Source organism: Chloroflexota bacterium, assembly GCA_016197225.1.
GTDB lineage: Bacteria > Chloroflexota > Anaerolineae > Anaerolineales > VGOW01 > VGOW01.
This window is the reverse complement of sequence record JACPWC010000056.1, coordinates 70,504-90,415: the sequence shown is the minus strand read 5'-3', so window position 1 is coordinate 90,415 and position 19,912 is coordinate 70,504. Positions and strand designations below refer to the sequence as shown.

Here is a 19,912-nt window from a genome sequence, read left to right as displayed (position 1 = left end):
ACGCAAAGCCGCCAGGAATAAACTGGTTTTTCTTTGCGCTCTGGCAACTTTGCGGCTTTGCGTTAAAAAATTCCGTCTCACGCCCTCCGCACCACAACAAACACTACCGTAAACAATGGGCCGAGATGTCTGGCCTGTCGAGAGAGGTTATAATCGCCACTGTTTATGAAGCTGTTTGTGAAATGCCTTTGCCTTGTTGCTACTTGCGGGGCCGCCGCTTGTAACGGGCAACCAACGACGTTCCCCACCGCCGGAGTCACCGTGCAAGCCTTTCCGCATGTGGAAGTTATTTTACCGTCGGACACGCCGTTGCCCACCGATACGGCTCTGCCGATTCCGACTGACACGGCTACTCTTCTGCCTGCCGACACGCCGCCACCAACGGCGACCGAGACGGCCATCATTCGCCTCATCCTGCCCACCACTGTTCCCGCCCCTGTTTTCACCAACACCCCGCGCCCGCCGGCCAGGACGGCGACCCCGACCTCGCCTCCCAGCGCCGGGCCGATTGCGTTTCGCGGCGTGCAGTTAGCCGCCGTGGCGCGCGACCCGGCGCGCCCGCCGGATGGCTCGCTGGTGACGCTCTCGGTAGAGTTCGCCGGGAGCAGGCCGCCGTTTTCGGTGAAGCACGACGGCCAAACGATGATCGTCAATGCCAACGGCGACGGCAAGTTTGAGAACGCCGGAGTGAATTACACCTTCATCTTTTTCACCATCGCCAAGACCTGCGGCGGCGTCATCACCGGCACGGTGAGCGTGACCGGCGGCGACGGGCAAACCTTCACCCACGACTACTATGTCCCTGATGCGCCTTGTAACTGACAACAGACGACGGACGATAGACGACAGTTTTGTCCGTCGTCTGTCGTCCATCGTCCATCGTCGCTCATGCAAATAGATCGCCGCCTCAACAGCCGCCCCGGCCCGGTGCGCCCGCGCCGACGGTTCAAACTCAGCCTCAGCAGTTTTCGCTTCTGGCTCACGCTTTCGGCCATCGGTATTCTCGGCTCGCTGGTGATTCTGCTGATTCAGATTTTGCTCTTCGCCCGAAGCCTGGATCGGATTCCGGCGGGGCAGGTGGTGGCCGGAGTTCCGGTGGGAGGCCTCACCCGGCCCGAGGCCGAGAGCCGGCTGAACAAAGTTTATGGCTCGCCGCTCACGCTCGATTATCGTGTCAGTTCCTTTCAACTTGATCCGACGACAATCAACTTCAAACTCGACACGGAAGCGATGCTGGGGCAGGTGTCGGCGGCGCAAAGCTCCGGCTCAGTGTGGGCCGACTTCTGGGCGTACTTGTGGAGCGAGCCGCCGCCGCCGCCCCCGCCCGTGCCTCTGCAAGCCAGTTTTGATCAGAATGCGTTGAATAAATTTTTGACTGAGGTGGCGGCTCATTACGATGACAACGGCACACCCGCGAAGGCCGACCCGGCTACGCTGGGCTTCACCCCCGGTTCAGCCGGCTACGCGTTGGACATGAACACTGCCTTCGCCCTGATCAACACTGCGTTGCGCTCGCCCACCGACCGAGCCGTGACTCTGCCCGTCAACGACTTCTCGGCCTCGCCGCCCACGTTCGACACCCTGGCCGATTTGCTCTACACCGACGTTCGCTTGCACCAGTTCAGCGGCACCGTGAGCATTTATCTGGCCGACCTCGACACGGGCCAGACGCTCGACATGGCGATGAATGATCAAAAGCCGTTTCCGGTTGGCGATGGCATTGCGTATTCGGGCATGAGCACGATCAAGGTTCCGGTAGCGATGACGTTCTTCCGCTACAAAGACGGGCCGCCGACTCCCGATGAGCAACTTTTGCTCGACGGCATCTTCAGCGACTCGGCCAACGAATACACCGACATCATTCTCGGTATTCTCGGCGACGGCGGCGGACTGATTGGAGCAAACAGAGTGAGCGATACGATGGAGACGCTTGGCTTGCGTAACACTTACCTGGCCGGACTGCTCAACACGCTCGGCGCGATCACCACGCCACGAGACACGCCGGCTAACATCCGCACCGACATTGATCTCTCGCCCGACCGTTACAACCAGACGACGGCTTCGGACATGGGGCGGTTGATGGTGATGATCTATCAATGTTCAAAAGGCGGCGGCCCGCTCATGGAAACGTTCCCCGGCCAGTTCACCGCCGAAGAGTGCCAGCGCATCATTGACCTGCTGGCCGAGAATAAACTGATCCCCCGCTTTATTGCCGGCGGCTCGCCCGGCGCGACGGTCGTTCACAAGCACGGCTGGGATAGCTCGCCGTTGAACAACGTGGGCGACGCCGCACTTGTCTTTTCGCCCGGCGGCAATTACGCGATGACGGTTTACGTCCACCGCGACGAGCCGGTTCCGTTCGACACGGCTGACCGGTTGGTGATCTCGCTGGCGACGGCGGTGTTTAATTACTACAATCGGCGGTGAGCTTGTTGTTTGATGATACAATCCAATTCATGAAGACGCTCCCTGAAGGCTTGCTTGGTGAGATTACTCGACGGCTGGTTATTGAATTACAGCCAGAACAAGTTGTTCTGTTTGGCTCACATGCCTGGGGTTCGCCAAATGAAGATAGCGATCTGGATCTGCTGATCATTGTGTCGCACAGTGGTCTTAAACCAACCGAGCGGGCAACCCAAGCTTATCGTGCTTTGCGCGGCTTATTTGTGCCGATTGACATTTTGGTGAAGACCCGGGCTGAAGTTGAACGCTTCCGCCGCGTCCCTGCGTCACTAGAATGTGAGATTCTTGAAAAGGGGAAAGTGCTGTATGGAAGAAGCGAAACAGCAATTAGTGCAGAATTGGTTGATCAAAGCACAACATGACTTGGCAACCGCGCGAAAATTGTCTGTCGGCCCTGACCCTTATTTGGATACGGCTATCTACCACTGCCAACAGGCGGCTGAAAAGGCAGTCAAAGCCTTCCTTGTTTTCCGCGATCAACGATTTGAAAAAGTCCATGATGTTCGCTTGCTTATCGAGATAGCGGCAATGCTTGAATCGTCGTTGTTGCCCTGGTTGGATACTGGCGAACGTTTGACGCCCTACGCAACTGCTTTTCGTTACCCTGGCGAAATTCTGGACCGGATCAGGATGAGTTTGATGAGGCGCTTACAGACGCGGAAAAGCTCTACATATTCATTCTTTCGTTACTGCCTGCTGAAGTTCACCCCTGATTACTTTTATAAAAAAACTTCCCGAAGGTTCTCAAACCTTCGGGAAGTTTTTTGTTACGCCTCGGTGAATTCTCCTTCAACTACATCGCCCTCTTCACGGCGGCCAGGGCCTGGGCCGGTTGAGCCGCCGTTTGTGCCGGTCTGACCGGCGTACATCTGCTGGCTCAAGGCATAGGTGGCCTGCTGCAACTGCTCACTCAAACTGTGAATGCGATTCACGTCATCGCCCTTGAGCGCCTCGCGCAGGTCGGCGATTTGCTTCTCGATCTTCTGCCTGTCACTGCCCGGCACTTTGTCGCCCAGGTCATGCAGAGCCTTCTCGGCCTGGTAGGCCAGTGAGTCGCCGTTGTTGCGGGCCTCCACCAGTTCTTTGCGCTTGCGGTCTTCAGACTCGTTGCGCTTGGCTTCGTTTACCATCCGCTCGATGTCGCTCTTGTTCAGGTTGGTGCTGGCGGTGATCGCAATCTTCTGCTCGCGGCCAGTGGCTTTGTCTTTGGCGCTCACTTTCAGGATGCCGTTGGCGTCAATGTCGTAAGTGACTTCGATCTGCGGCAGGCCGCGCGGCGCGGGCGGGAGGCCGTCCAGCCGGAACTGGCCGAGGGTCATGTTGTCGGTTGCCATCGGGCGCTCGCCCTGCATGATGTGAACGTCTACGGCGGTTTGGCCGTCTTCGGCGGTGGAGAAGACCTGGCTCTTCTTCACCGGGATCGTCGTGTTGCGTTCGATGATGGGCGTCGCCACGCCGCCCATCGTTTCGATGCTCAGGGTGAGCGGAGTCACGTCAAGCAGGAGCAAATCTTTCACGTCGCCCGACAACACCCCGGCCTGAATGGCCGCGCCCACAGCCACCACTTCGTCGGGGTTCACGCCCTTGTGCGGCTCTTTGCCATTCGTCAAACTTCTCACTAAATCTTGCGCCATCGGCATGCGAGTCGAGCCGCCCACCAGAACCACGTTGTTTAATTGGGCGGCGGTTACCCCGGCGTCCTTCAACGCCTGCTCAAAAGGCCGGCGGCAACGGTCGAGCAAGTCTTTCGTCAACTGCTCAAACTTGGATCGAGTCAGCCGGATCACCAAATGCCTGGGGCCGCTGGCATCGGCGGTGACGAAGGGCAGGTTGATCTCGGTTTCCATCACCGACGAGAGTTCGATCTTGGCCTTCTCGCCGGCCTCGCGCAATCGTTGTAGCGCCTGCCGATCCTTGCGCAGGTCAATACCCTCTTGCTTCTGAAATTCTTCGGCCAGCCAGTTGACGACTTTCTGATCCCAGTCGTCGCCGCCGAGGTGGGTGTCGCCGTTGGTGGCCTTCACTTCCACAACGCCGTCGCCCACTTCCAGCACGCTCACGTCAAACGTGCCGCCGCCGAGGTCGAAGACCAGGATCGTCTCGTTCTTCTTCTTGTCGAGGCCGTAAGCCAGCGCCGCTGCCGTCGGTTCGTTGATGATGCGCAGGACTTCGAGGCCGGCGATCTTGCCCGCGTCTTTGGTGGCCTGACGCTGTGAGTCGTTGAAGTAAGCAGGCACAGTGATGACGGCCTGCGTAACTTGTTCGCCAAGATACGCTTCGGCTTCCTGCTTGAGCTTGCCCAGGATCATGGCCGAGATTTCCTGCGGGGTGTAGGCCTTGCCGTTTTGCGGAATGCGAACGCGGGCGTCGCCGGCCGGGCCTTTGGTGACGTCGTAGCTCACCATCTTGCGCTCGCCTTCCACTTCGTCGAAGTGGCGGCCCATGAATCGCTTGATGGAGTAAACGGTGTTCTCCGAATTGACGACGGCCTGGCGCTTGGCGGTGAAGCCGGTGAGGCGCTCGCCGTTTTTGTTGAAGGCCACGACCGAGGGCAGAATCCGTTGCCCTTCGCTGGTGGCGATCACGGTTGGATCGCCGCCTTCCATCACGGCCACGATGGAGTTCGTCGTGCCGAGGTCAATGCCAATAATTTTGCTCATATTGTTCTCCTAACTGCTTCGCCTCTACGCCGGGTAACCGGCTTGCATTTGTACTGAATGCCTTCGTGACAATGTACTGATTTTTGGCCTTATACTTGCCATCGAGGGCCAATCTGTGATAAGAATATGCGGGGCGCGTCGGAGGAACGTAAGCAGAAAATCAGAGGAACATAAGCACAAGTGTCACTTTCGGCCCGCTCCGGTTTCTGGTTAGAATGGCTCTGCAACGCTGGGAGGGGAACCCATGTTTGACTTTATCGCTAAATCCGTTCGTTTTGCTCTTGCCGCCAGCCTGCTGGCCGGGCTGACTTTTACCGTTGCACCTGCGCAGCGAGTTTTAGCGGAGTCAATCTGGGTTCTTCATTGGAGCGATGAGTTCAATGGGTCTGGCGGTGTTAGTAATGCCGACTGGATATACGACACAGGCACAAGTTATCCTGGTGGGCCAGCGAACTGGGGTACTGGCGAGATCGAGGTGATGAGTAGTAGTACAGCTAACGTTTTCCAGAGTGGCGGTTTCCTCAACATCCGGGCGCTTCATACAGGTTCAGATCCTCTAACAGGGTGGACTTCAGGCCGCATTGAGACGAAGCGTAAGGACTTCCAACCGCCCACTGGTCAAAAAATGGCTATCGAGGCATCGATCCAATTGCCAAACGTTACAGGATCTGCTGCTCAGGGCTACTGGCCAGCATTCTGGATGCTTGGCGCGCCGTATCGCGGCAACTACTGGAACTGGCCGAGTGTCGGCGAGATCGACATTATGGAGAACATCAATGGCACCAACACGTGGGTCGGCACGTTTCATTGTGGCGTGAACCCGGGCGGTCCATGTAACGAGACAACGGGGATTTCTGCGAGCGACTCTGGCTTCTCGCCGCCCCTCCAAGCTGGTTTCCACACGTATCGGTTCGAGTGGGACAAGAGCATCTCACCCAACCAGTTCCGCTGGTACGTTGATGGTGTCCAGCGTCATACGGTGAATGCCAACCAAGTAGACGCGACGACGTGGAACAACGCGGCGAACCACGGATTCTTCGTAATCCTGAACGTTGCGATGGGTGGCGGCTGGCCAGGTAACCCGACGGCCTCCACCGCTTCCGGTGGGACCATGCTCGTTGACTACGTCCGGATTTATTATTCCTCGCTTGCGCCGCCTGTGCTGAACTTCCCCGTCGGCGGCGATACGCCTCCTACCACTCGCCCACTGTTCGATTGGGCCAGCGTGGCAACCGCCACTTCCTACACCCTCCAAATCTCCACCAACCAGAACTTCACTTCATTCGTCCTGAACGTCCCTCTCACGCCATCGGCCTATGTGCCGACGGCGGACTTGCCCCGCAACACCCTGCTCTTCTGGCGGGTGCGGGCGAACGGGCCTGGCGGCCCCAGCGCCTGGTCGCGGGTGCGGCACTTCTTCAGCGCTAACCCGCCGGGCGTGCCTGCTCTGCTTGCGCCTCCCAACGGCGCCAATGTAAGCAACCAGCCATTGCTGGACTGGAACGACGTGACCCCGGCGGCGACTTACTACGAAGTACAGATTTCGACCGACCAGAATTTCACGACGGTGCTTGGGCGAGGGCAGGGCGGGAAGGTGAACCTGTCGCAGTACACGCCGGAAGCGGCTTTGGGTTCAGGGACGTTTTACTGGCAGGTGCGGGCGGTGAGCGGCGGCGCGGACGGGGGGATGCAGTTCAGCCAGTGGTCGGCGGTTAGACGTTTCAATGTGACGCCGTGATAGATTAGCGTAACTCATACTGTGGAGCCAAACATGTCTGTATCAAATGCCAAAGCCATTCGAATTATTACGAGTGTTGCCCTGTTAGTCGGGCTTACCTTTACCGCGCCAACACCGCGAGCCTACGCGGCGGCCATCAACGTAACCACGACCAACCCAAACGTGAATATTGGCGACGGACAGTGCTCGCTGATTGAGGCCATCAACGAAGCGAACACGACCGGCGGGAGTGGCGGCGACTGCACTGCCGGGAGCGCGGGGGCAGATACGATTGAGTTGGGGGCAGGGGCGACTTATACGCTGACAGGAGTAGACAACTCCTATGCTGATAAAGGCGACAATGGTCTGCCTGTGATTGTCAGCACCATTACTATCAATGGTCATGGGGCGACTATCAATCGGCCTCTATCCGGCGCTCCTGCTTTCCGGTTTTTCTTCGTGGAAGTTAGCGCGGCTCTGGCGTTGAATCAATTGACGCTTGTTCGAGGCGTTGATAGCGGCGCAAATAACAACTTTTTTGGCGGGGGTGGCATTCATAATCTTGGGACGTTGTCGCTCAACGATAGCTCTGTAACTGGAAGCTACTCGTATTATGGAGGCGGCATTTGGAGCAGCGGCGTAGTAACTGTTACGAATAGCTTTTTTTCAAACTCAGCCTACAGTGAAGTCAGTAGCTGTGGCGGCTCCATCTTGAATGAGGCCGGTACTTTGACAATTTCGGGAAGCACCTTCTCTAATAACCTTGCTGGCTCTGCCGGCGGCGGCATCTGTAATAGAGCAGGAGGTATCGTAACCATCGCTAATAGCACATTCTCTGATAATGGCACCCCTTACAGAGTGCTTAACGGCGCCGCGATCAGTAATGCTGGCACTCTTATAATCACTAACAGCACTATTTCTGGCAACAATGCGTACACTGGCGGCGGTATCTTTAACGGTGACGGTAGCATCCTGACAATTACAAATAGCAACATATCCGATAACACTGCTTTAGGCGATGGCGGCGGCATTTACAACTTCGGTATCAATGAAGCCAGTACGTTGTCTGTGAGTGACAGCACATTCTCGAATAATGTAGCTGGAGTTTCGAACGGTAGCGGCGGCGGAATTTACAACATGAGTATGGGGCCCCTCACAATCACTCGCACTAATTTCTCTGGCAATAGTGCTGAACTAGGCGCGGGTATTTACCAGCGCGGCGTGAGCAACGTTCCCACCCACATCACCGCCAGCACTTTCTCCAATAATGACCGTGGAGGCCTCTACAACTTTTTTGGCCCCCTCGTTGTTGATAGTAGCACCTTCTCTAACAATATGGGTGTCGCTGCTATCGAGAGCAGACATTTTGCTTTCCCTCCGACTGTCATGAACGGCCTGACCATCACGAATAGCACTTTCTCTAACAACCCCGAAGGCGGGGTCGAAAGCTTGAATCCTGGAGTTGGCTTATCAGCGATTGAGGTAAAGAATAGTACGTTCTTCAATAATGGCGATTCTGGCATCTCCAATATTGCTTATAGTGGGGGCTCAGCTACTACAACGCTTTACAACACCATTATTGCTAATAATATTTCTGCTAGAAATTGCTCTGCCACGATCATTGATGGCGGCAACAATCTACAATTTGGTGGCGACCCTTTTTGGGGTGATTCAACTTGTGGTGCAACAATCCCGGTCGCCGACCCTCTCCTCGGCTCCCTGCAAAACAACGGCGGCCTCACCAAAACCCATGCCCTTTTGCCTGGCAGCCCCGCGATTGATGCTGGCAATGACTCTGTCTGCGCCGCCGACCCGGTTAATAGCCTTGACCAGCGCGGTGTTGCCCGACCTCAAGGCGCGGCCTGTGACATCGGCGCCTATGAATTCATCCAGCCCGCTCTGAATTTTCCGCAAAGCGGGAACGCTCCTTCTACCACCCGCCCGCTGTTCGATTGGGACAACGTCGGCATCGCGACTTCCTACACCCTCCAAACCTCCACCAACCAGAACTTCACTTCGCTCGTCCTCAATACCAACCTCACGCCTTCAGCCTACGTGATGCCCACCGACTTGCCGCGCAACACCCTGCTCTTCTGGCGGGTGCGGGCCAACGGCCCCGGCGGCCCCAGCGCCTGGTCGCGCGTTCGTCACTTCTACAGCGCCAACCCGCCGGGCGTGCCGAGCCTGCTCGCGCCTGCCAACGGAGCAACGGTGGCAAACGGCCAGCCCACGTTGGATTGGAGCGATGTGACTCCGGTGACGAGTTACTACGAAGTGCAGATTTCGACTGACCCGAACTTTGCCACGATACTTGGCCGGGGGCAGGGCGGGCGAGTCAATGTCTCGACCTACACGCCGGAAGTTGCGTTGAGTTCGGGGACGCCATATTTCTGGCGGGTGCGGGCGGTGAGCGGCGGCGCGGATGGTGGGATGCAGTTCAGCCAGTGGTCGGCGGTGAGGAGTTTCAACACGCCGCCGTAAATTCGGCCTGTTTGCAATGTTTCTCAGAGCGCCAAGACCAACTCTCGGCGCTCTTTAATTTGATAAACCAGACCGCCATGATAAAATCACATTACGCCGACTACTTGACTATTCGACCACCAGACCGCCATGACTCTTTTCGACACCCTCAACCGCCCCCTGCGCGACCTCCGCATCTCCGTCACCGACCGGTGCAACTTTCGGTGCGTCTACTGCATGCCGAAGGAAATCTTCGGACCTGACTATCAATTCCTCAACCGCGCTGAAGTCTTGACCTTCGAGGAGATCACCCGGTTGGCCCGTCTCTTCGTGGGGCACGGCGTGCAAAAAATCCGCCTCACCGGCGGCGAGCCGCTGGTGCGCCGCGACCTGCACAAGCTCGTCGCCATGCTGGCCGAGATTCCGGGCCTCGATCTCACGTTGACTACCAACGGCGCACTTTTAGCCAAACAAGCGCAAGCCCTCAAAGACGCCGGACTCAAGCGTGTCACGGTTAGCCTGGACTCGCTCGACGACGACGTGTTCAAGGCGATGAACGACGTGGACTTTCCGGTGGAAGCGGTGCTGGAAGGAATGGATGCCGCCGCCGCCGCCGGCCTGTTGCCCCTCAAAGTCAACATGGTCGTCAAGCGCGGCCTGAACGAAACCAGCATCCTGCCCATGGCCCGCTTCTTCAAGCACAAGGGCTACATCCTGCGCTTCATCGAGTACATGGACGTAGGTAGCACCAACGGCTGGCGGATGGACGACGTCATCCCGGCGGCAGAGATTATCAAAATGATCTCTGCCGAGATGCCGCTGGAGCCGGCTGATCCGAATTACGTTGGCGAAGTGGCCGAGCGCTGGCGCTACAAAGACGGGAGCGGTGAGGTCGGGGTAGTGGCCTCTGTGACCCAGGCCTTTTGCCGCGATTGCAACCGCGCCCGCCTCTCTGCCGAAGGCAAGCTCTACACCTGCCTCTTCGCCGCCTCGGGCTTCGACTTCCGCCAATTAATCAGAGGCGGCGCAACCGACGAAGAGCTGTCGCAAGCCATCGTTAAAGTCTGGCGCGTCCGTGACGATCGCTATTCAGAACTCCGATCCGAGAACATTATCCCACTGGCCAAGGTGGAGATGAGTCACATCGGTGGCTAATGATGAGCGCCTGACCCAATCGTGTGCTCGTAAGCCAGCATCAGCCAGTAACGCCAGTCAGTTGAGCCGACGACTTGAGCCGGAGAAACCTGGCGGCGGTTTGAACCCGTCTCGTCTTGCAAAGTTTCCTTCAAGAAGACCAGAACCTCATCCCAGGCTTGCCCCTGCGGGCCGCCCTGCTGAATCTCCTCAATGCTTTTGACGAAGGCGTGTGGCTGATTCTCGTAAATCGTGATCTGGTTCGGCACACCCGCTTCGTTCAACCCGGCCTCGAAGGCGTTCACCTGAGAGACGGAAATGGATTGATCGGCCCCGCCGAAGATGCCCAATACCGGCCCCGGCAGGGATTTGAGTTGCGAAGCGTCCGTGATCGGCGAGCCATAAAGAAGCACCGTGCCTGCCAGCCCGTTGTTCGTCAAACTGTAACGAAGAGACGCCCCTCCGCCAAAACAAAACCCCATCACGGCGATCCGGTCAGCCTTCACGTCGGCCTGCGACTCCAGCCAGGCAAACACCGCGTCCAGGTCGCCGATGATCTGTTCCTGAGGCGTCGAAACGACTTGATAGATCGCGCGCGGCACCCAGCCGGTCGTGCTTCCGCGAAACAAGTCAGGCGCGACGACGATGTAGCCCTCCTGGGCCAGCGCCTCGGCCTTGCCCACAATGTCCGGCCTCAGCCCCCAGAACTCGTGGATCATGATGACCGCCGGATGCGGGCCGGGCGTGGCTGGCCGGGCCACGTAGGCGCGAATATCCGGGCCGTTCGCGTTGGAAATATCAGTGTTTGTCAGGGCGTCCAGCCGCCCGCCGCCGAGCAGAGCGTCCAGGACCACCGAGCCGACGAGAAACACGACCAGGGCCACAACGACAATGACGATGCCTAATCCGATTCGTTTGATGATCTTCATTTTGGTTGTCTCCTCCAAAGCCAATTCTAAACCACCCTCTGCGGCCTGAGTCAAGTTACAATTAGCCCCGATGAAAAACGGAAACTCTCTTCACGCGATCCTCTTCGACCTCGACGGCACGCTCCGTCATAATCACCCCAACGGCTTCGACACCTTCGTCGGCTACCTGGCCGAACTCGGTCACCCGCTCAGCCAAAGCCAGCAACACCACGCCGAGCGCTGGACTCACTACTACTGGGCCGAATCGCCGGAGCAGACCATTGACCGCAAGGAGTTTAGCGGCGAGACCGGCGACTTCTGGGTGCGTTACACAACCCGGCTCCTGCAGGCCTTCGGGATTGACGGCGATTTGCCGGCGCTGGGTCAACAGGTCAACAAACGGTTTGACGAAGACTACAAGCCGGTCCACCATGTTCCCGACGACGTGATCCCGACCTTGACTCAACTTCGCGCCGACGGCTACACCCTGGGCTTGGTCTCCAACCGCCCTGAACCGCTGGACGGGCTGGCCGCCGATTTGGGCCTCAGCGGCTTCTTCCACTTCACCCTCTCCGCCGGGCAAGCGCAGAGTTGGAAACCCGCGCCCGGAATCTTTTTGCAAGCGGCAACGCTGGCCGGTTGCGCTCCCGAACAGGCCGCCTACGTTGGCGATAATTTCTACGCCGACATCGTCGGCGCTCGCCGCGCCGGCCTGACCCCCGTCCTCATTGACCCCAAAGGTCTCTTCCCCGACGCTGATTGCCGTGTCATACGGGAAATTGGGGAACTCAAAAAACTGAGGTAATATTTCACCACTGAACCACAGAGAAAAACCTCAGTAATGAAAATCTCCAATCTCCAATCTCTAATCCTCTAACCTATGACTACTGAAAACCCTCAAACTATCGAATTCCGCGCCGAAGTGCGCCAACTGCTCAACATCCTGGCCCACTCGCTCTACACCGACCGCGAAATCTTTCTCCGCGAACTGGTCTCCAACGCCTCCGACGCCCTCAACCGTTTGCAGTTCGAGACGCTCACCAACCGCGACGTGCTCGACTCGGACGCTGAACTTAAGATCACGGTCACAGGGTCAGAAGACGGCAAAACCTTGACCATTGCCGACACCGGCATCGGCATGAATCACGACGAGTTGATCGCCAATCTGGGCACAATTGCTCACTCCGGCGCGGCGGCGTTTCTCGAGTCGCTCAAAGAGGGCGCTAAAGCCAGCGACATCATTGGCCGCTTCGGCGTGGGCTTCTACTCGGCCCTGATGGTGGCCGACGAGATCACCGTCACTTCGCGTTCGTACCGCCCCGGCGACACGGCCTGGGCGTGGACGACTCAGGGCGGCGACTCTTACACTATCACCCCGGCGGATAAAACTGACCGGGGCACGGCCATCACCCTTAAACTCAAAGAAGACGCGAGCGACTTCGCCAAAGACTGGCGGCTGGAGCAAGCCATCCACAAGCACTCCGACTTTGTCGCCTTCCCGATCTATCTCAAGGATAAAGCGATCAACCGGCAGACGGCCATCTGGCGGCAAACAGCCGCCTCGGTGACCGACGAGCAGGCCAACGATTTTTATCGCCAGTTGACTCTGGAGTTTGAGCCGCCACTGCTTCGGGCGCACCTCAACACCGACGCCCCGGTGCAAATCTACGCCATGCTCTTCATCCCGGCCAAGTCCGAGCGCGGCATCCTTGCGGCGCGAAAAGAGGAAGGGCTGAAACTATATTCGCGCAAAGTATTGATTCAGGACTACTGCAAAGACCTTTTGCCAAATCACTTCCGTTTTGTGCAGGGCGTTGCCGACTCGGAAGACCTGCCGCTCAACGTCTCGCGCGAAACGGTGCAATCGAACAAAGTGATGGAGCGCATCAAGACGGCGCTGACCCACAAGCTGATTGACGAACTGAAAAAGCTGGCCGCCGACGACAAAGACAAGTACGCCGCGTTCTGGAACGAGTTCGGCGTTTACGTCAAAGAAGGTCTGGCCACCGACTACGCTGGACGAGAAAAGCTCTTGCCGCTCCTGCGTTTTCATTCCTCGAAAGCCGATGAGCTGGTTTCACTCTCAGACTATGTGGGACGCGCCCAGCCGTCGCAGAAATCCATTTACTACCTGTTGGCCGACAGCGCCGGTTCAGCCGCCATTAGCCCTCACCTGGATTATTTCCGCCGCCACAGCCTTGAAGCCCTCTACCTGACCGATCCGATTGACAACTTCATGCTGGCCGGCCTGCAAGAGTATGAAGGCTTCAAAGTTCAAAGCGTGGACGACCCGACGCTCGACCTTCCTCAAGACCAATCGAAGCCTGAAGAGGCCGAAACACCGACGGGCGAGTTTGAAGGGCTGGTCGCCAAATTCAAAGAACGGTTGGGCGATAAGGTTGTGGACGTGCGGGCCTCGGAGCGGCTGGTGGACAGCCCGGCCCGGCTGGTTGCGCCGGGCGCGAACGCGGCGCAGGAGATGGTTCGTATCCAGCGCCTGCTCAACAAAGACTTCGAGATGCCAAAGCGGGTGCTGGAGATCAACCGCCGCCACGGCCTCATCCGCCGACTGGCCGAGATGGCGGCTCAACCGGAGTCCGAGCCGCTGTTGACGGCCTGCATTGACCAGTTGTTCGAAAGTTCCCTGCTCATCGAGGGCCTGCATCCCAACCCGGCAGAGATGTTGCCGCGAATTCAGCAACTCATGGAAGCGGCGGTGAGAAATAGAGATTAGAGATTGGAGATTAGAAAAAGAGCCTGCGGCACAAAACCGTCAGGCTCTTTTGGTTCTTGGGATTTTGGGCGTTGGGGTTTTCTACGCTTCCATCCTCTCCAACTCGTCAATCATCCGGCCAATCGCGTCAAAGCCGCCCTGCCAGAACTTGGCCGAGGCGATGTTGATGCCCGCTTCTTTGAGAATCCTGGCTGGCGCTTCGGATCCGCCATAGGTCAGAATCTTGAGATACTTGGGCTTGAAGGCTTCGCCTTCGCGCTTGTACATTTCATAAAGCGCCAGCACCAGCAGTTGGCCGAACGAGTAGGCGTACACGTAAAACGGCACAGAATAGAAGTGTGGAATGGACACCCACTCCCACTTGAACTCGTCGCTGACTTCGACCGCGTCGCCGAATTGCTCCTTGAGCGTTTCGAGGTAGCGCTCGGCCATCTCGTCAGCAGTCTTGCCGTTTTTCACCAGCTCATGCGCTTCCTTCTCCCACATGGCAAAGAAGCCCTGTCGCCCGACGGTGGCGTAAGCGTCGTCAATTGATTTAGCCAGCAGGTCGCGCTTCACCGCCGGGTCGGTTCCCTGGGCTAACAGTTTTTCGGTGAGCAGAATTTCGGAGAACACTGAAGCAGTCTCGGCCATCGGCAGGGCCGAGTGGAAGGTGAGGGGGGAGTGGTCGGCGGCCAGCAGGGCGTGAATGGCGTGGCCCATTTCGTGAGCGGTGGTCGCCACGTCTTGCGCCTTATTGTTGTAGTTGAGCAGAACCCAGGGCGACATGCCTGGAAGCACACCGGCGCAGAATGCGCCGCCGCGTTTGCCGGGCCGCACTTCCGAGTCCACGTGGCCGTCGTCAAACACCTTCTTCGCCAACTGGCCCACCCGCGGCGAGAACTCGCTAAAGGTGTCCAGAACCATGTTCACGCCCAAATCGTAGGGATACTCTTTCTCCGAGCCCGCAAGCGGGGCATAAATGTCGTAGCGGCGCAGTTTTCCCGAAGGGGCCCCGATCCACTTGGCTTTGAGTTTGAAGTAGCGTTGAAAGACTCCGGCGTTATCTTTGATGACCTTCAGCAGGGTTTCCACGACACTGTCCGGCATGTCGTTCGCCAGGTTACGCGGGGCAATCGGGCTTTTGAATTTGCGCAGGCTCACATTCTCACTGCGCCAATCGCGCATCAAATTGGCGTAAATCTGCGAGAGCAAAAGGCCCTGTTCACCGTAGACTCGATACAACTCTTTGTAGGCCGCCTCGCGCAGACCGGCGTCTGCGCCCCGGGCATAGACCATCAGCGAGTCACGGGTGAGTGTCTTCTTTTCACCATTGACTTCGATGGTAAAAGTGAATTTGTTGGTGATCATTTCATACAACGTCTGAATGGCGTTCGGGCCGTTGACGTTTTTGATGTTGACCACTTTCTCTTCAGCTTCGGAAAGAGTGTGCGGCTTGAAGTGCCGCATCTCTTCCAGCCAGTAGCGCAAATCGCCCGAAGCCTTCATCAGCCGGGCCGCGTTCTTGTCGTCCAGAGCCTTCCACCACAACGAAAAGAACAGCAGGCGGTTCTGCGCCTCAGCCGTCAACTGCTCCACCCGGCCCAGCACGGCCAGGGCGGCCTGATTCTGGGTGTCGGCAGAGAACTGCAAGCCGGCAAAGGCGTTGAGCCGCAACCCGGACTCTTGCATGGCTTCATAATCCTTGAGCAGGGACAGGAACTCTTTGACAGATATAGATGCCTTGAGCTTTTTGCGCCAGCCTTCGTTCTTCTTTACATGTTTGTCGAATGCCTTGATGGCTTTCTCAATTTCCGGCCCCTCCGCCGAAGACGGAATCAGGGCCTCGAGTTTCCAACGGGATTGGGTGTAAGTCATGAGGAATTCCTTTCAGTGGTCAGTGGACAGTGGTCAGTGAACACTGTCCACTGATTACTTTTTCGCTGGTGGGCTAAATCGGATATTCAAAATATCGCCGTCTTTCACAATATATTCTTTGCCTTCGAGCCGGAATTTGCCTTTGGCCTTCACTTCGGCCAGGCCGCCGGCGCTCATCAAGTCACCGTAGCTGAACGTCTCGGCGCGGATGAAGCCCTCGCGCAAGTCGGAGTGAATCTCGCCGGCCGCCTCCGGGGCGGTCGCTCCGCGCTTCACCGTCCAGGCTCGCACTTCATCTTCGCCTACGGTGAAGAACGATTGCAGGCCCAGCAGATCGTACGACAACCTGATCATTCTGCGAAGGCTTGGCTCGGCAATGTTGTACTCGGCCAGAAACGTCGCCGCATCTTCGGGGGAAAGCTGGGCGATGTCCATCTCCAGCCGCCCCCGTAAGGCGAGTTGGAAACTCGCCCCACCTGACTCCGGTTCTTTGTCGTCATCTCCGATATTGATGACGGTGAGCAAAGGCTTGCGAGTGAGGAATGCATGCGACGACAAAACCTTTTCGTCTTCTGCCATCAATTCAAGTTCGCGCAGAGGCTTCTCGGCAGACAGAGCTTCGTGCAGATGGGTAAACAACGTCTGCTCGCGCTGGATCAACGTCTTATCCTTCACACCGCCCTTGCGCAAATCGTCGGCCAGCCGCTCCAGCTTGCGCTCCACGGCCACCAGGTCGTTCAACAGCAAGTCGGCTTCCACGTTGGTCTTGTCGCGGGCCGGGTTCACACTACCGCTAGGGTGGGGCAGGGACGGATTCTCAAAGGCCCGAACCACGTGGATCAGGCCATCCATCGTCGCCAGTTGATTTAACAGCGGGCCGCTAAACCCGGCCTTGCCGGCGCCTTCTTCGAGTCCGGCAATATCCGCATAAGCCACCTGGGCGTGGATCGTCTTCTTCGGCTTGAACATCGCCGAGAGTTTGTCTACGCGCTCGTCGGGCACAGATACGACGGCTTGAGTGACTTCAAACCGCCCGCCGCCTGCAAGCTGGCCTACCGGTTTGTGGCCGCCAGTGAGAGCGTTGAAAATTGTCGTTTTGCCTGATTGGGGGAGACCGATGATGCCTAGTTTCATGAAGATTGATGGCGCGAGGGATGACACTCTTCCGGTAGCTGTGTCAGCACAAAACTCCAGATCGCCGTCGTGGCGGCCAGAGCTTCATCTGATTCTTCAGCTGAGGGCATGACAGCGTCACCGGGATAGCGCACCTCGACGGCGAATGGGTTTAGAAATTCTGCTTGTTCTTGCACAGAGGTGAAATTTGTGTCCTGTATCAAGCACATGCCAAGCAAATAGCTCATGCTATGTGTTTTCTCAAAAACGACGCCCTTGAAGACTAAATAGGCCTTGAGCGATTTTTCTGCCACTTGTTGGCAGTGAAAACAAGCAGTATCCAAAATCGGAGGCTGATTAGCCACTAATACCCGCGCCGACAGTAAATCGCTCCAGGCTTTTCGAGCCATGCCCGAGCGTTATCAGCGTTTTCGCTCATACACCACCTTGCCCTTGAGCGATGCCGCTTTTTCTACGGAGACAACCCACTTCAAGCGCCGCTGAAACTCTTCTTGAGTCACAACCTTTATTTCGATTGGGATTAATAAGCCACGTAGAGCCTTGTAAATTGGCAATGTTCGCTTGTAATATGATGCGTCGCTATCCTTGACCAGCACCAACAAATCCACATCGCTGTTTTCATGCGGCGTGCCATAAGCATGAGACCCATAGAGGTAAATTTTTTCCGGGGCCACAGCTTCGGAAATGCGCCGGACCACTTCGGCTAGCAAATTCGGCTCCAACGTCTTCACGGCGTTCCTAATCCTTGACCGATCTGTCGCATTCGCCTATACTTTGCCACGTTGGCCGAAGTGGCGGAACTGGCAGACGCGCACGACTCAAAATCGTGTACCTTCGGGTATGTGGGTTCGACTCCCACCTTCGGCACACTGCAAACACGATTATAACATGTGGCATCAGGAGAGCGCGGGGCGGCGGCGGTGAATACCGCGAACGCCCCGTTTGCGTTAATGACTCGGACTGCATTTTTCAATTTGCTTGGCGGCCTCCTCCTCGGATTTGCGGCGGGCGTGCTTTACACCTGGGTTCTCAATCCGGTGAAATACGTGGATGTCTCGCCCGACACGCTCCGCGCCGACCACAAAGCCGATTTTGTGCTGATGATTGCCCAGGCCTACGCCCTCGACTCCAACCTTGATCTCGCCCGCGCCCGCCTCGCCACCCTCAACCTTGCCAACCCCGGCCAGTTTGTGGCCGACACTGCCGCTCAACAGGCCGCCGGCGCTTCCCTCGACGACCTGCGCGCCCTTAACGCGCTGGCAACTGCCCTCGGCGCTGTTCCGCCGCCACTCCCAGTTAAGTCGCCGTGATCCGACCTTCGCTGATTCTTCTGGGCCTCATCATTGGCGTTGCTCTGGGCGTGTTTTATGGCGGGGTGATCAGCCCGGTGAGCTATACCGACACTGCCCCTGCGGCCCTCCGCGGCGATTATAAAGATCAATACCTGCTTCTGATCGCAACATCATATACCGCTGACGGTGATCTGGATCGCGCCCGCCAGCGAATGGCTCAACTCGGTGTAGCCGACCCTGCCGGGGCAGTGACCGCTTTGGCCCAACGCCTGGCCGCCGAAGGCAAAGATACGTCTGCGCCCTCGGCCCTGGCCGCCGCGCTTGGCGTGGGCGTGGCTCCGGTGACGCTGGTTCCCACCGCCACGACGGCCGCCACTGAGATTCCAACTCTGCCGCCAACTGTCACCTCGTTTCCATCCTCCACAACATTTCCTACGCTCACGCCCACAGCCACGCCGATCTACGATTACGTTTTGGTTTCGCAAGAGGCCTATTGCAACGAGGCCGAGCGCCTGCCGCTCATCATCGTTGATGTGATTGACGCCGACGGCCGGCCCTTGCCAGGCGTGAGGGTGTCAGTGACGTGGGCGGATGGCGAAGATGGTTTCGTCACCGGTCTCAAGCCGGAGATCAGCGCCAGCTATGGCGACTTTTTGATGCAGGCCGGTATTGTTTATGGCATTCAGGTCGGCAGTCGCACGCCGCCCGTCACCGGGTTGACGGCCTCGCTTTGCCAAACCGCAGAAGGCGATTCGTATCGAGGCGCAGTGCGATTGGTGGGTAAGGGCGATTCATGGGTAAGGGCGATTCATGGGTAAGGGCGATTCATGGGTAAGGGCGATTCATGGGTAAGGGCGATTCATGAGTAGGGGCGATTCATGGGTAAGGGCGATTCATGGGTAAGGGCGATTCATGGGTAAGGGCGATTCATGAATCGCCCCTACTTGACAGGCGCCTGGCAATCGGTGACAATCGCGCCGTTCAAAAATCAACCACGAAGCCACAAGGGCGCAAAGCCACAAAGAAAAATTTGGTGACTTGGCGCCTTCGTGTCTTGGTGGTCAATCTTTTTAGGAGCCTCATGAGTCGGGTTATCAACACAGATGGGTCGGGGAAGCAGAGAACGCAGTTGAGCAAGGCGGTGCTGATTGCGATTCGAGAGCTGGCGGCGAAGAAGCAGATTGACGACGAGGCCCGCGACATGGCCGCGTTCTTGTCGCTGGCCCTCAGCCAGATTGACGCGACGGTGGACACGTCGGTGAAAGCCTGGGAGAAACGCGATTACTGGCTCAAGGCCGATCAGTTTCGGATGCAGTGGGCGTGGGCGCAGGTGAGCGCCAAAAAGGTGCGCGAGGCCGTGTTGCTGAACGATTGGGGCGAGTTGGCCGTGTTGATGCCGGAGATTGCCGCCAGGCTCAACACGATCAAACTGCCCAAGAGCAATACGGTTGGCAAGCCGTGGACGGGGGCGCTGGCGGAGTTGAAGCGGCGGGGCGCTGGTGACAAGATGACAAGGTGAAGCCGCACTTTGGATCACCTTGTCACCCCTTCAT

The 19,912-nt window shown here is 57.6% G+C and carries 18 protein-coding genes and 1 tRNA gene; 13 read left to right on the top strand and 6 right to left on the bottom strand.

The features are described from left to right. Nucleotides 1-177 precede the first annotated feature (177 nt). From HYZ49_09200 to HYZ49_09185, 4 genes are all read left to right on the top strand, one after another. A complete protein-coding gene (locus tag HYZ49_09200; protein ID MBI3242455.1) occupies nucleotides 178-822 on the top strand; it encodes a hypothetical protein in 645 nt (214 codons plus the stop codon). Between the two features lie 66 nt (nucleotides 823-888). Further along, a complete protein-coding gene (locus HYZ49_09195; protein ID MBI3242454.1) occupies nucleotides 889-2,427 on the top strand; it encodes a serine hydrolase in 1,539 nt (512 codons plus the stop codon). 29 nt (nucleotides 2,428-2,456) lie between these two features. After that, the gene (locus tag HYZ49_09190) at nucleotides 2,457-2,825 is read left to right on the top strand and encodes a nucleotidyltransferase domain-containing protein (GenBank protein MBI3242453.1); all 369 of its coding nucleotides are present in this window, start codon (nucleotides 2,457-2,459) and stop codon (nucleotides 2,823-2,825) included. After that, nucleotides 2,770-3,321 carry a HEPN domain-containing protein gene (locus tag HYZ49_09185; protein ID MBI3242452.1) on the top strand — a complete coding sequence of 184 codons (552 nt, stop codon included), beginning with the start codon at nucleotides 2,770-2,772 and terminating at the stop codon, nucleotides 3,319-3,321. The genes HYZ49_09190 and HYZ49_09185 overlap by 56 nt, the downstream gene beginning before the upstream one ends. Here the strand turns inward: HYZ49_09185 and dnaK are convergent. Further along, nucleotides 3,231-5,123 carry a molecular chaperone DnaK gene (gene dnaK / locus HYZ49_09180; GenBank protein MBI3242451.1) on the bottom strand — a complete coding sequence of 631 codons (1,893 nt, stop codon included), beginning with the start codon at nucleotides 5,121-5,123 and terminating at the stop codon, nucleotides 3,231-3,233. The genes HYZ49_09185 and dnaK overlap by 91 nt on opposite strands. A gap of 244 nt (nucleotides 5,124-5,367) precedes the next feature. On the opposite strand from dnaK, the gene HYZ49_09175 reads away from it, so the two are divergent. The 3 genes from HYZ49_09175 (at nucleotide 5,368) to moaA (ending at nucleotide 10,455) form a co-directional block, all read left to right on the top strand. Then, nucleotides 5,368-6,861 carry a family 16 glycosylhydrolase gene (locus HYZ49_09175; GenBank protein MBI3242450.1) on the top strand — a complete coding sequence of 498 codons (1,494 nt, stop codon included), beginning with the start codon at nucleotides 5,368-5,370 and terminating at the stop codon, nucleotides 6,859-6,861. Between the two features lie 33 nt (nucleotides 6,862-6,894). Continuing rightward, the gene (locus tag HYZ49_09170; GenBank protein MBI3242449.1) at nucleotides 6,895-9,321 is read left to right on the top strand and encodes a hypothetical protein; all 2,427 of its coding nucleotides are present in this window, start codon (nucleotides 6,895-6,897) and stop codon (nucleotides 9,319-9,321) included. A gap of 129 nt (nucleotides 9,322-9,450) precedes the next feature. Further along, nucleotides 9,451-10,455, top strand: coding sequence for a GTP 3',8-cyclase MoaA (moaA, locus tag HYZ49_09165; GenBank protein ID MBI3242448.1), 1,005 nt, complete (start codon nucleotides 9,451-9,453; stop codon nucleotides 10,453-10,455). On the opposite strand, the gene HYZ49_09160 is transcribed toward moaA, so the two are convergent. Then, nucleotides 10,452-11,363, bottom strand: coding sequence for a dienelactone hydrolase family protein (locus HYZ49_09160; protein MBI3242447.1), 912 nt, complete (start codon nucleotides 11,361-11,363; stop codon nucleotides 10,452-10,454). The two genes, moaA and HYZ49_09160, sit on opposite strands and share 4 nt — an antisense overlap. A 70-nt stretch (nucleotides 11,364-11,433) precedes the next feature. Between HYZ49_09160 and HYZ49_09155 the strand changes: the two genes are divergently transcribed. Beyond that, nucleotides 11,434-12,147, top strand: coding sequence for an HAD family hydrolase (locus HYZ49_09155; protein MBI3242446.1), 714 nt, complete (start codon nucleotides 11,434-11,436; stop codon nucleotides 12,145-12,147). A 75-nt stretch (nucleotides 12,148-12,222) separates the two neighbouring features. Beyond that, entirely contained in the window at nucleotides 12,223-14,076 is a 1,854-nt protein-coding gene (htpG, locus tag HYZ49_09150) for a molecular chaperone HtpG (GenBank protein MBI3242445.1), read from the top strand. Nucleotides 14,077-14,157: 81 nt separating this feature from the next. On the opposite strand, the gene HYZ49_09145 is transcribed toward htpG, so the two are convergent. The 4 genes from HYZ49_09145 to HYZ49_09130 are packed head-to-tail and all read right to left on the bottom strand — an operon-like array spanning nucleotide 14,158 to nucleotide 17,777. After that, nucleotides 14,158-15,933, bottom strand: coding sequence for a M3 family oligoendopeptidase (locus tag HYZ49_09145; protein MBI3242444.1), 1,776 nt, complete (start codon nucleotides 15,931-15,933; stop codon nucleotides 14,158-14,160). 54 nt (nucleotides 15,934-15,987) lie between these two features. Continuing rightward, nucleotides 15,988-17,067: a redox-regulated ATPase YchF gene (gene ychF, locus HYZ49_09140; GenBank protein MBI3242443.1), complete on the bottom strand. Its 1,080-nt coding sequence runs from the start codon at nucleotides 17,065-17,067 to the stop codon at nucleotides 15,988-15,990. Continuing rightward, on the bottom strand, nucleotides 17,064-17,456 hold the full coding sequence (locus tag HYZ49_09135; GenBank protein ID MBI3242442.1) for a HEPN domain-containing protein: 393 nt from the start codon (nucleotides 17,454-17,456) through the stop codon (nucleotides 17,064-17,066). Before HYZ49_09135 ends, ychF begins: the two co-directional genes overlap by 4 nt. 12 nt (nucleotides 17,457-17,468) lie before the next feature. Beyond that, a complete protein-coding gene (locus HYZ49_09130) occupies nucleotides 17,469-17,777 on the bottom strand; it encodes a nucleotidyltransferase domain-containing protein (protein MBI3242441.1) in 309 nt (102 codons plus the stop codon). Between the two features lie 75 nt (nucleotides 17,778-17,852). On the opposite strand from HYZ49_09130, the gene HYZ49_09125 reads away from it, so the two are divergent. The 4 genes from HYZ49_09125 to HYZ49_09110 all read left to right on the top strand — a co-directional run bounded on the left by HYZ49_09125 (nucleotide 17,853) and on the right by HYZ49_09110 (nucleotide 19,878). Continuing rightward, nucleotides 17,853-17,934, top strand: a tRNA-Leu gene (locus HYZ49_09125). A gap of 83 nt (nucleotides 17,935-18,017) precedes the next feature. After that, nucleotides 18,018-18,377, top strand: coding sequence for a hypothetical protein (locus HYZ49_09120; protein MBI3242440.1), 360 nt, complete (start codon nucleotides 18,018-18,020; stop codon nucleotides 18,375-18,377). Then, nucleotides 18,374-19,177, top strand: a complete 804-nt coding sequence (locus HYZ49_09115; GenBank protein ID MBI3242439.1) for a hypothetical protein — start codon at nucleotides 18,374-18,376, stop codon at nucleotides 19,175-19,177. The genes HYZ49_09120 and HYZ49_09115 overlap by 4 nt, the downstream gene beginning before the upstream one ends. A gap of 263 nt (nucleotides 19,178-19,440) precedes the next feature. After that, nucleotides 19,441-19,878, top strand: a complete 438-nt coding sequence (locus HYZ49_09110; protein MBI3242438.1) for a hypothetical protein — start codon at nucleotides 19,441-19,443, stop codon at nucleotides 19,876-19,878. Nucleotides 19,879-19,912 lie beyond the last annotated feature (34 nt).